10 protein-coding genes are annotated in these 11853 nt (G+C 71.4%); 5 read left to right on the top strand and 5 right to left on the bottom strand.

What is annotated here, in order from left to right:
- Window positions 1-804 (top strand): glutamate cyclase domain-containing protein (locus GUI43_RS21820; RefSeq protein ID WP_112699670.1); only part of this gene is annotated, 804 nt, incomplete at its 5' end.
- Here the strand turns inward: GUI43_RS21820 and GUI43_RS21815 are convergent.
- Window positions 788-1603 (bottom strand): hypothetical protein, encoded by an 816-nt coding sequence (locus GUI43_RS21815; RefSeq protein WP_112699669.1) that lies wholly within the window; start codon window positions 1601-1603, stop codon window positions 788-790. The genes GUI43_RS21820 and GUI43_RS21815 overlap by 17 nt on opposite strands.
- Window positions 1604-1635: 32 nt before the next feature.
- A complete protein-coding gene (locus GUI43_RS21810; RefSeq protein WP_112699668.1) occupies window positions 1636-2508 on the bottom strand; it encodes a hypothetical protein in 873 nt (290 codons plus the stop codon).
- A gap of 86 nt (window positions 2509-2594) precedes the next feature.
- Between GUI43_RS21810 and GUI43_RS21805 the strand changes: the two genes are divergently transcribed.
- The 3 genes from GUI43_RS21805 to GUI43_RS21795 all read left to right on the top strand — a co-directional run bounded on the left by GUI43_RS21805 (window position 2595) and on the right by GUI43_RS21795 (window position 5505).
- The gene (locus GUI43_RS21805; RefSeq protein ID WP_112699667.1) at window positions 2595-3560 is read left to right on the top strand and encodes a hypothetical protein; all 966 of its coding nucleotides are present in this window, start codon (window positions 2595-2597) and stop codon (window positions 3558-3560) included.
- 749 nt (window positions 3561-4309) lie between these two features.
- Window positions 4310-4576, top strand: a complete 267-nt coding sequence (locus GUI43_RS21800) for a hypothetical protein (RefSeq protein WP_112699666.1) — start codon at window positions 4310-4312, stop codon at window positions 4574-4576.
- 56 nt (window positions 4577-4632) lie between these two features.
- Window positions 4633-5505, top strand: coding sequence for a helix-turn-helix domain-containing protein (locus tag GUI43_RS21795; RefSeq protein WP_112699665.1), 873 nt, complete (start codon window positions 4633-4635; stop codon window positions 5503-5505).
- A gap of 11 nt (window positions 5506-5516) precedes the next feature.
- Here the strand turns inward: GUI43_RS21795 and murD are convergent, their stop codons facing one another.
- On the bottom strand, window positions 5517-6869 hold the full coding sequence (gene murD / locus GUI43_RS21790; RefSeq protein WP_112699671.1) for a UDP-N-acetylmuramoyl-L-alanine--D-glutamate ligase: 1353 nt from the start codon (window positions 6867-6869) through the stop codon (window positions 5517-5519).
- Between the two features lie 82 nt (window positions 6870-6951).
- On the opposite strand from murD, the gene GUI43_RS21785 reads away from it, so the two are divergent.
- Complete coding sequence (locus GUI43_RS21785) at window positions 6952-8301, top strand: MurL-like N-terminal domain-containing (protein ID WP_091403911.1); 1350 nt, start codon at window positions 6952-6954, stop codon at window positions 8299-8301.
- A 154-nt stretch (window positions 8302-8455) separates the two neighbouring features.
- Here the strand turns inward: GUI43_RS21785 and GUI43_RS21780 are convergent, their stop codons facing one another.
- Window positions 8456-10327 carry a PucR family transcriptional regulator ligand-binding domain-containing protein gene (locus tag GUI43_RS21780; protein ID WP_170158768.1) on the bottom strand — a complete coding sequence of 624 codons (1872 nt, stop codon included), beginning with the start codon at window positions 10325-10327 and terminating at the stop codon, window positions 8456-8458.
- A gap of 56 nt (window positions 10328-10383) precedes the next feature.
- Window positions 10384-11835 (bottom strand): argininosuccinate synthase, encoded by a 1452-nt coding sequence (gene argG, locus GUI43_RS21775; protein WP_112582975.1) that lies wholly within the window; start codon window positions 11833-11835, stop codon window positions 10384-10386.
- Window positions 11836-11853 lie beyond the last annotated feature (18 nt).

Genomic DNA, 11853 nt, shown 5'->3' with positions numbered 1-11853 from the left:
GGACTGCTGGCCGCCGCCCGGTCGCTCGCCGCCGCCGGGGCGCCCGACGCCGCGGTGTTCACCGGGTTCTTCATCCCCGGCGCCGAGCCACCCGCCGCGGAGACCGACGGCCCGCTCGGCGCGGTCCAGATCGGCGCCGCGCTGCGCCTGCTCGGTGGCCGGTGCCGGCTCGTCACCGACGAGCCCTGCGCCCCGGTGGTCGAGACGGCCGTCGCCGCCGCCGCGCCGGGCCTGCCGGTCGACGTCGCGCCGCTGCGAGGGTACGAGGAGTGGGCCGCCGCCCTCCGCCCCGAGTACGGCCGGCTGACCCACCTCATCGCCTGCGAACGGGTCGGACCCGGTGTGGACGGTCGGCCGCGCAACATGCGCGGCGAGGACATCGGCGCGCACACGGCGCCCCTGGACCGGCTCTACACCTCCGGGTCGGCGTATCGGATCGGCATCGGCGACGGTGGCAACGAACTCGGCATGGGCCGCCTACCGGCAGACCTGATCGGACGGGTGGTCGCCTCCGGCGAACGGATCCGGTGCGTGGTGGGCGCGGACGCGCTGCTCGTCGGCGGCACGTCCAACTGGGCCGCCGCCGCTCTCGTGGGCGCGCTGTCGCTGCTCCGCCCGGAGGTGCCCGCGCTTCGGACACTGCTGGAGCCCGCCTGGTCGTACGACCTGCTGACCGCGGCCGTGCGCGCGGGCGCGGTGGACGGCGTACGCCGGCGTCCCACGCTCAGCGTCGACGGCCTCGACTGGCCCGCGTACGCCGAACCGCTCACCCGGATCGCCGAGCTGGTCAGGGAAGCCCGGTAGGTGTCTGTGGCTCGGTCGCCGGCCGCGATGCCCTCGGCGGGCGGCTGCTCGCCGCTCGCGCGTGCGCAACCTGGCGGGGGCGCAACGGCAGGTGCAGGGCGGCGGCGACCACCGCGAAGGCCCCCCAGCCGGCGCCCAGCGCCGCAGCCGACGAGACGTCCTGAAGGTAGTGGTACGCGGTGAGGAAGCCGACCAGCGCGAGGCTGTTGCGGGCGAAGTGCCGACTGAACTCGGCCAACTGCCGGCGGGCCTCGACGGCGACCAGCACCCCCGAGTACGGGAACGTCACCACCATCCCGCGCAGCACCGCGCCGAGCAGTTGAGTGAGGACCGCCCCAACGAAAATCACCACCAGCTTGAGCAACGCCGGCAGCCCGTCCGGGCGGGTCTCCGCGACGGCGGCCGCCTCCTCGACGGAAGCCCCACGTTGGCGGGCGCGACGGCGCAGCCACAGGATGGCCGCCAGCCAGAGCACGAGCGTGCCGGCGAGGGCCACCTCGAACGGAATGTCGACGGCCAACAGGCCGGCGCTCAACGCCACGTAGACGGCGATCCCCGCGACGTCGGCGAGCAGGATCGGCCAACGCCACCGCTGGTGGGTGACCGCCACGGTGACGAAGAAGAGGTTGAGCCCGAGCACCCCGAGCATCTGCGCGCCGTCCACCCGGTACTCGGTGGTGACCAGGGCGAGCGTCATCGGCAGCGGCAGGCTGTAGACCAGCGCGCGGAGCCGGACGGAGCGGATCACGCTGACCGCCCACACCACGGCCGTCACCAGCAGGACCGCGCTCCACGTCATGGCTCACCCGTTCCCGCCCCGGTGGGGGGCCGTCAGTCCTGGAAGGTCGCGGCGTTCGCGCAGAGGTCGAACACGCGGGTGAGCCGAGCGACGTCCGTCCGGTTGACCGAGAACTGGTTCTCGCCGATCTCGCCGTGCGCGGTCATGTGGGCCTCCCAACAGCTCGACCCGTCCCAGAGTGTCAAATTCACGTGCAGGTGCGGACTCACCATCCCGAGAGGCAGCAGACCCACCCGCGCCCCGGCCGCGCGCTGCTTCTCCACCAGGGCGGACAGATCGTCGGTCAGCTGGGCGTAGACGAAGACCCGGGTGATCTGGACACCCCGTTGCAGGGCCTCCACGTTGGCCTCCCAGTAGCGCCGGCCGATCTCACTGCGCCACCAGCTCAGCTCCCCGCTCACCCGGGGCATCACGTTGGTCAACCCGTCCAGCCGACGTAGGCAGGCGCGGGTGGCGCCGACCAGATCCTCGTCCTCGTCGCCGCGCCGGATGATCCGACCGTCGGCGAGCTGCTCGGCCTCCAACCGGAACTGCTCGTAGCGCCGCTGCGCCTCCACCGCGACCCGGGTACCCGCGTGCTGCTCGGCCGCCTCCCGGATGGCCCCGGCCAACTCCGTGGTGGTGCGGACCAGCCAGGGCGGGCCGTCCAACAGGGTGCGCAGGTGGAAGCGGCGCTCCGCGCGGGCCAGTGAGTCGACCAACAGCGAGATGGTGATGCCCATCAGGCCGGCCAACAGCGACTCCACCCCGGAGGCGGCGTTGCTGAGGTCGAGCACGATGCTGAGGGTGATCGACAGCGTGATGCCGACCAACGCCACCGGGTCGGTGTGCGCCACCAGCCGGACGAAGCCTGCGGTGGAGCCGCCACTTTGCCGTAACCGCTGACGGGCCACGTCACGGGTCATCGAGATCCCCCAATCCGCCGCTCCCGCCAGCGTAGACAGCAACCACAACCACCGGCCCCGCCGCAGCGGGCCGGTAGCATCCGGCTGTGCACAGAGCGGACGCGGCGCCGTCGACCGGAACGGACGACGAGCGGATCACGGCGGAGATTCGAACCTGGGTCTGCTCCACCCCGCTCCGCGGCCTCGTCGCCCACTTCGGCGGCACCTGGCCCGACGGTGATCTCACCGACGTGCTCCGCTTCCTCGACGACTTCTCCGCCCGCCACTGGGACTTCCGGGGCGGCCGGGAACGACCCGACGCCCGGGAGCCCGACCTCGACGGCACCACCGCGACACTGGTGCTCAACGCGGCTGCCGCGCTCGGGCTGATCCACCCGGTGCCGCCAGCCCGGTCGGCGTACGCCCACCTGGTGGTGCTCGGCGGCCTGGCACACGCCTGCGTACGACGCGTCGCCTACGCCGCGCACCTGCTCCGCGCCGGCCTACCGGTGAGCGGCGAGGTCGCCGTCCTGGGCAGCTTCCGGCCACTGTCGGACCGGGAACGCCGCACGCTCGCCGAGGCGGGCCTACCGGCCGACGAGACCGAGGTGGATGTGCTGGACACGGCCGTCCGCCGGGTGTTCGAGGTGGCCGCCCCGGCCGAGCAGGACGGTGTGGACGCCGGCCACCCGCACCACTCCTGGTCGTCGCGGACCTACCGACCGGATGGGCTGCCGCCGATCCGGGTACTGGCCGCGCCGTCCAGCGAACCCGACCAGCGGCGGGCCCACACCGCCGACACCCAGCGGTTCTGGGCCGCCCACGTCCGGCTCGCGCCGGGCGACAAGGTCCTGATGGTCACCGCGCCGATCTACGTGCCGTTCCAGCACTGCGATGCGCTGCGCACGCTGGCCGTGCCGTACGGGTGCGCCATCGACACGGTCGGGGTGGACCCGACGCTCATCGACCTGGCGGTGCTGCCCGAGCAGACGCTCACGCCGGGGCGCTACCTCCAGGAGATCCGCTCGGCGATCCGCTCGATGCGCGCCCTGCACGAGGCCAGCCGGGCCTGACTGTCGTGCTCTGAGCTGGGAATGTCCGGAATGGTGCGCTGAGTAACCACTCAGTACGGTTAGGCCACGGGAGCACCTTGGAACGTTTGTTTTAATCAGGAGCTACGAAGTCGTGGGGAGGGTGCCTATGAGCACCAGGTTCGCCGCCGCGGCCGGGCTGGTCTCGCTGAGCCCGGACGCGACGGCGCTTGCAGGGCGGAGATGTAGACAGGCACGAACTGTGCATGCTCTTCGATGAGTGACACCGTCCGCGGCAACCGCCCCTCGACCCTGATCGACTGGGACCAATCAGTCGACCCTCCAGTGCGCTCATCCAGCTCCCCTGGATAGACCCGCATCGTTGACCATCGGTGCCACAAGCACCCGTCTGGTACGTGTCTGCGCATCGTCATTGTTAAGCCCTCACCGGAGCCCTCCGGAACGGGTGTGACGTTCGGAGACCCTGTTCCGAACGTCGCGGGTATTCCGTTCACCGGTTCGGATCACCTGTTCCGCCCGTTCGGTCCCGCCCGTTCCTGTCGATAAGGCCCCAAAAGGACATAGGCCTTGTTTCTGTCTCGCCCGGACGCGATACACGGGCTTCCAACGCTGCTGGCTTGGGCACGGGTCGCCGCCTCGCCATGCTGAGTACCGGGTCAATCCCTGCGGGGCGACACGACGGCGGACCAACCGTTGCGTTCGACAAGCCCGCCCGCACGGCCAGCTCACAGCTCCCATATCGGTAGATCAAAGTTGATCAAGGAGTGTCCATGCCCTTCTCTGGCGCAATCCTGCCCGCGGCCATGCCGCAGATCCTCACCACGGTGTTCATCTGCGTCGTGATCGCGTTCGTCGTCGGTGCGGTCCTCGGGCCGCGCCGCCGGCGGTACCCGGTCGTCGTGGCGGTCTTGGTGGTGGTGCTGGTCTTCCTCACCGTTCTCGTCCTGACCGGTGTCGACCCGTTCGTGGCGGCCGCCCTCGTGGCAGCCGCGACGGCGGCGACGGCCCGGCTGAGCCTGCGCGTGCGCGAGGCCTAGTCGTGGTCCGAGCGCGGCCCTCGCCTTCGGGGGCCGCGCTCGGGACGCGGTCGGAGATGACGATGCCACCGAGGAGCATTCCCCCAGCGGACCCAGAGTCCGGTCAGGTCGCCCAATTCGGGTTCGACCTGCGTCAGCTACGCCAACAGGCGGGCATGACGTATGCCGCCATCGCCCAGAGCAACTACTACTCCCCCAGCACTGTTCACGCGGTCGATCAGGGTCATCAACTACCGAGCGAGGCGCTACTCAAGGCGTTCGTCAAGGCATGCGGTGGCGATCCGGCAACATGGCTCGCCCGGCGGGTGAAGATCCACGACATGCTCGCGGTCGAGAAGAGGGCGACGCGGACGGTGTCGCCTCGGGACGCCGGGATGGATCCCCCGGACCCGACCGAGGCAAGCACGAAGATTGAGTACAACGACGCGCTCAAAAAGCTGCGCGAGTGGTCGGGGATGACCTTCAGACGCATCGCCGAGATCAGCGAGGCTTACCCACGCCGAGTTCCGGCGTCGACCTTGTGCAACGCCTTCCAGCGAGGCACATTGCCGGCCCGAGGTCTCACCGAGAGCTTTCTGCAGGCCGTCGGTCTCGACGAGGCTCAGCGGGCCACCTGGCTGAAGACCTGGGACGACATCGATGCCGGCCGACCAGTCAAGACCGAACCGGCGTGGCGGCGGTGGCGCACCGGCGCGCAGAGCGCCATCGTCCGTCCGCATCCGGCCGACCTCACGCCGGTCATGCCCGCAATGCCCTACTCGCCCACCAACGACGTTCGAGAGTGGGTCCTCATCGACGGTGAGTGGCGCGCCGCCGACGAGGCCGGCAACGTGACCGAGCGGGAGCGATTGCCGATGCGCAACGTCGCGGCCGCAAGCCTCCTCATGGCCTTCGTCGTCATCGGCATGGTGATCCTCTGGGCAATGTGAGGCGGACCCGGTCAGGCTGAATCGGCGGTGTCGGCGACGGCCTGGGCGAAGACCTCGGAGCGGTGCTCGAAGTTGCGGAACCGGCCGTAGCTGGGCGCGGCCGGCGACAGCAGAACTACCCCGCCGGCCGGGGTCACCTCGCGGGACAGCCGGACCGCGTCCACCAGGTCGTCGACCAGTTCGGTACGCACCTTCGGCAGGCCGGCGAGCACCTCGACGATGCGGGTGCCGCTGTCCGGAATCCCGATCACGGTCAGTTCCCGCTCGGCCAGGTGCTCGGCCAACGGCGTGTAGTCCAGACCCCGGTCGTTGCCCCCGACGATCACCGTCAACGGCCGCCCGTCGTACGCGTCGATGGCGTGCATCGCCGCGTACGGGCTGGTGGCCAGGGTGTCGTCGACGAACGTCAGCCCGGACGGGTCGGTGATCTCGGTGAGCCGGTGGGCCAGCCCCTGGAACTCGGCGACCGCGACGGCGAGGTGGTCCTTACCGGCCACCACGTCCACGCCGAGCGCGTCGAGGACGGCGAGCGCGACACAGAGGTTGCCCTCGTTGTGGCGGCCGACCAGCGGCAGCACCGCACGCGGGAAGAGCGGCTGGTCACCGAAGTGGAACCACTGCGTGCCGTCGGCGCCGGTGGCGACGTGGGTGGTGTCGGGGCGACCGGCGCGGACCGCCGGCAGCTCACCCAGCTCCGCGGCGAGGCGCGGGTCGCCGCCGTTGACCACTATCGTCTGCGGGTCGTGGGCGAGCAGGTTGAGCTTGTCCCGGTAGTACTCCCGCTCCCCACCGTGCGCGTCCAGGTGCTCGGGGAAGAGCGCGGTGACCACCGCCACCCGGGGCGAGTCGGTGAGGTCGCTGCACTGGTAGCTGGACAACTCCAACACGTACAGCTCGGCGTCCGGCAGGTCCAGGGTCGGCACCCCGATGTTGCCGCCGAAGACGTTCGGCCGCCCCATCGCGGTGAGCAGGTGACTGATCAGGCTGGAGGTGGTGCTCTTGCCCTTGCTGCCGGTGACCCCGACGGTGCGCGCGGCGTGGTCGGCCATCCACAACGCGGTGCCCTGGGTCACCAGGATCCCGCGCCGGCGCAGCTCGATCAGCCACGGGTGGGTCTGCGGCACGCCCGGGGAGCGGACCACCACGTCCGCGGCGGCCAGCCGTTCGAAGCCTGCCTCGCCGGTGACCAGCGGGGCCGCCTCGGCCAGGGGTCCGTCCCAGGGCAGCGACAGGAAGTTCGCGCTGTCGTCCACGGCGACCAGCTCGGCCGGGCCGTGCGCGGCGATGGCGGTCACAGCGGCCCGGCCCTCCCGACCGGTGCCCCAGACGGCGACGGTACGTCCGCGCAGGTCAGAAAGGCGCACGGGGCTCTCCTCGTGGGTCACGGCGGCGGCAGGGCGGGCCCGGTCCGGACACGGCCGGACGAACCAGGGCCTAGTATGGCGTGTGCCCAACGAGCAGCTCCGGCGGATGGACGCCTTCACCTTCCCGTCCTACTCGATCGACTTCGCCACCGGCGAGGTGTTGTTCGACTACGCCCTGACCGGCCCGGCCGGTGAGCAGCGGTTCACCGAGGTGATCACACTTCCGCTGCCGGCGGAGCCGCCCTCCGACGAGACGGTGGCGACCCTCAACCGGGTGCTGGAGGTGCTGCACCTCGTCGCCGGGGTCAGTTACTACAAGGCCGCCGCGCCGCCCCGACTCGTGCTGCCGGCACCGCTGGGCGCGGCCACCGTCGACTACGTCACGGCCGTCTACACCAGGGGCCTCGCGGAGTACGCGTACCGCAACCAACTGCCGCACGTGCTCGAGCTGCGCCCGGAGGTGCCGGCCGGCACGCCGGAGTCACCCCGGGTGTACGACGACTCGGACCGTCGCCCGCTCTCGGCGGTCGGCGGCGGTAAGGACTCGATCGTCAGCCTGGAGGCACTGCGCCGCGCCGAGTTGGACCCGGTGCCGTTCTCGGTCAACCCGAACCACGTGATCGTCGCCGTCAACGAGGCGTCCGGGCTGGTCCCGCTGGCCGCCCGGCGGCGCATCGACCCGGTGCTGTTCGACCTGAACGCGGCCGGCGCGCTGAACGGGCACATCCCGGTCACCGCCATCAACTCCCTGATCGCCGTGGCCACCGCCGTCCTGCACGGGCTGGGCCCGGTGGTGATGTCCAACGAGCGTTCGGCGTCCGACCCGAACCTGGTCTGGAACGGCCACGAAATCAACCACCAGTGGTCCAAGGGCGTCGAGGCGGAGGGGCTGCTGCGGGCGTCGCTGGCCGAGCACGCCGGCCTGACCGACCCGTACTTCTCCCTGCTGCGTTCGCTGTCCGAACTGCACATCGCCCGGCTGTTCGCCGAGTTCACCCGGTACGACGACGTGGTGACCAGCTGCAACCAGGCGTTCAAGCTGCGCGACGCGAGTGAGCGCTGGTGCCGTGACTGCCCGAAGTGCCGCTTCGTCTTCCTGGCCATGGCGCCGTTCATGCCGCGGGAGCGGGTCACCCACATCTTCGGCGGCGACCTGCTGGCCGACGAGTCGCAGATCCCCGGCTACCGCGAGTTGCTGGGCGTGGACGGGCACAAGCCGTTCGAGTGCGTGGGCGAGGTCGAGGAGTCGGTGGTGGCCCTCGGCCTGCTCGCCGAGCAGGACCAGTGGCGCGACGCCCCGGTGATCCAGGCCCTGGTCGACGCCGTCCCGGAGACGGCCTGGTCCGCGGTGGCCAACTCGGACGTCTTCACCCCCGGCGGCCCCAACCACATCCCCCCCACCTACGCAAAAGCCCTGAACTCCCTCACCTAAACCCCACCCCACCCCACCCCCTCCCCCGGCGTCCCCACCGGCCTCTTGCCCGCGGTGATCAAGAGGTTTGCGTCATCGCGTGCGCGATTTCTGACGCAAACCTCTTGATCACCGCGGGCGGGCGCGGGGTGGGGGGCGGGGTGGGACGGGGGGGTTAGGGGGTGCGGACTGCTTCCAGGGCCAGTAGGGCTACGTGTAGGGAGAGGCTGGCCTCTACCGAATCCAGGTCCACGTCGAGGATGCGAGCGATCCGGGCCAGGCGTTCGTAGAAGGCCGGCCGGGACAGGTGGGCGGCGGCGGCACCGGCCGACTTGTTGCGCCCCTGCTCCAGGTAGGCGCGCAGGGTGTCGAGCAGCCGTTCCCGGGGGTGCCGGGCGTCGTACTCCAACAGCGCGCCGAGTTCACGCTCCACGAACGTCTGCAGGCGGGGCTCGTCGCGCAGCAGGTGCAGCAGCCCGGCCAGACCCACGTGCGGCAGCCGGAAGATCGGCAGGTCACGCCGGTCACGCCGGGCCGCCTCGGCGATCTGCCGCGCCTCGACCAGCGACCGTCGGGCCTCCCGCAGGGTGCCCACCCCGGAGCCGGCGGCCACGATCACGCCACCCGGACCAGCACCCCGGAACGGGTCGACACCGACCCCCGACCGAGCGGCCTCGACACCGAGCGCCGCGCGGGTCGGATCTACGCCGAAGCCAGTGCGGGCCGGATCGGCGCCGACCGTCGCACGGGAAGCGTCGGATGCGGGACGGGACACGTCGGCGCCGGAGGCATTCCGCGCCGGTTCGACACCGGGTGCCGGTCGGCCGGTGCCGGCGTCGAGGCGTACCCGACGAAGGGCGCTGGCGAACGCGGACAGCGCGCGGTCCTCGGCGGCCGGGTCCGGCAGGGCCAGCAGCGCGCCCACCGAGTTGTCGTCGACGGCGCTGGTCAGCGCGGTCAGCTTCGCCTCCCGCAGGGCCTGGCCGACCGCCTCGGAGAGATCACGTAGCCGGGCCTGGCCGGCCTCGGGGCCGACCTCCCCGGCGGGGTCGTCGGCGCGGTGCCGGACCATCACGCCGACCAGGTGCCGCCGGTCGAGCACCACGCCGAGCGCCTTGGCCCGCAGCCCCACCTCGTCCACCGGGCGGGAGTGGTCGAGCAGCGCGGTGAGCAGGGTGCGATGGATCTGTCGCTCCAAGCCCTCGGCGTCGCGGCGGATCAGCCGGCCCAGCGCGAGGGTGGACGCGGCCCGCTCGATCAGGATGGTGAGCCGGGTGGGCGAGCCGGCGTTCGATTCGACGGCCTGGGCGCTGGGCACGTCGCCGCTGGCCGGCCAGCGCAGCAGCAGCCGACCCCAGTCCTGCCCCCGGGCACCGACGGTGGTCACCAGCCAACCGCTGTCCGGGTCGTACGCGGTCCGCCCGGCCGGGCGGATCCGCCGGGAGTGCTGCTCCCAGCCGTCCAGCAGCAGCTCAGCGCTCTCGCCCGCCGGGTCGTACCCGAGCACCTGCCGGGACAGGTTCTCCAGCACCACGGGGCAACCGGACAGCTCGGCGGCCTGTCGGATCACCTCGGTGGCGTCGGCGCCCTCGACGGACAGGTCGTTGAACCGCTGGTGGATCTCCTCGGTGGCGCGCAGCTCGGTGAGCTGCGCGTCGACGATCAGCGCGTGCACCGCCTCGGTGATCCGGACGAACGGGGTGGCCCGGCGCAGCTCCACCAGGGGCAGCCCACGCCGCTCGGCGGCGGCGGCCATCACCCGCGGCACACCGCTGACGTACCGGCGGCCCAGCTCGACGACGAGTCCGGAGACTCCGACGTCGGCGAGATCACCAATGAACGCGCGCAACCCGGCGTCGTCCCCGGGCAGACCGATGCCGGTGGTGAGCACCAGTTCGCCACCGCCGAGCAGGGTGGCGATGTCCGGCACCTCGGCGACGTGCACCCACCGGACGGGTCGGTCCAGCCCCTCGTCGCCGGCGACCACGCGGGGCGCGCCGTGACGGACCGGGTCCAGGGCGAGGACCTCACGGACGGTAGGGAACACGGCCGACACGCTACCGTCCGTGACGCCGGAACTCGACTTGCCACCGGCGAGAGGGGTCAGTCGACGCCGAACTCCATCGCGGCGCGGTCGAGCGCCTCGTCCTCGGCCGAGGCGACGCCCCGGGAGGCGATGGCTTCCGCGCCGCCTTCGGGCATCGCGCCGATCAACCCGGTCGAGGCCGCCTGCTCGGCCCCGATCATCCGCTGCGGGTTCCCGCCACCGACCAGGCCGAGGGAGGCGTACTGCTCCAGCTTCGACCGCGAGTCGGCGATGTCCAGGTTGCGCATGGTGAGCTGGCCGATCCGGTCCGACGGGCCGAACGCCGAGTCCTCGGTGCGCTCCATCGACAGCTTGTCCGGGTGGTAGCTGAACGACGGGCCGGTGGTGTCCAGGATCGAGTAGTCCTCGCCCCGACGCAGCCGCAACGTCACCTCGCCGGTGACCGCCGTGCCGACCCACCGCTGCAACGACTCGCGCAGCATCAGCGCCTGCGGGTCCAGCCAGCGGCCCTCGTACATCAGCCGACCGAGGCGGCGACCCTCGTTGTGGTAGTTCGCCAGGGTGTCCTCGTTGTGGATGGCGTTGACCAGCCGCTCGTACGCGTAGTGCAGCAGCGCCATCCCGGGCGCCTCGTAGATGCCCCGGCTCTTGGCCTCGATGATCCGGTTCTCGATCTGGTCCGACATGCCCAGGCCGTGCCGGCCGCCGATGGCGTTGGCCTCCAGCACCAGGTCGACGGCGCTGCCGAACTCCTTGCCGTTGATCGTGACCGGGCGGCCCTGGTCGAAGCCGATGGTGACGTCCTCGGTCGGGATCTCCACCGACGGGTCCCAGAAGCGGACGCCCATGATCGGGTTGACCGTCTCGATGCCGGTGTCGAGGTGCTCCAGGGTCTTCGCCTCGTGCGTGGCACCCCAGATGTTGGCGTCGGTCGAGTACGCCTTCTCGGTGCTGTCCCGGTAGGGCAGGCCGCGTTCGAGCAGCCACTCGGACATCTCCTTACGCCCACCCAGCTCGGTGACGAAGGCGGTGTCGAGCCACGGCTTGTAGATGCGCAGCATCGGGTTGGCCAGCAGGCCGTACCGGTAGAACCGCTCGATGTCGTTGCCCTTGAAGGTCGAGCCGTCGCCCCAGATCTGGACGTCGTCGGCGACCATCGCGCGCACCAGCAGGGTGCCGGTCACGGCGCGGCCCAGCGGGGTGGTGTTGAAGTACGCCCGCCCGCCGGTGCGGATGTGGAAGGCGCCGCAGGTCAACGCGGCCAGGCCCTCCTCGACCAGGGCGGCGCGGCAGTCGACCAGGCGGGCGACCTCGGCGCCGTAGCTGAGCGCACGGCCGGGCACCGACGCGATGTCGGGCTCGTCGTACTGGCCGATGTCGGCGGTGTAGGCGCAGGGAATGGCGCCCTTGTCGCGCATCCACGCGACCGCGACCGAGGTGTCGAGGCCGCCGGAGAAGGCGATGCCGACACGTTCGCCGGTGGGCAGGGAGGTGAGAACCTTGGACACGGGGAAAATTATGCAATA

The organism is Micromonospora noduli (genome assembly GCF_003264365.1).
GTDB lineage: Bacteria > Actinomycetota > Actinomycetes > Mycobacteriales > Micromonosporaceae > Micromonospora > Micromonospora noduli.
Note: the sequence above shows the minus strand (reverse complement) of the source record. Positions and strands in the feature narration are given on the sequence as shown.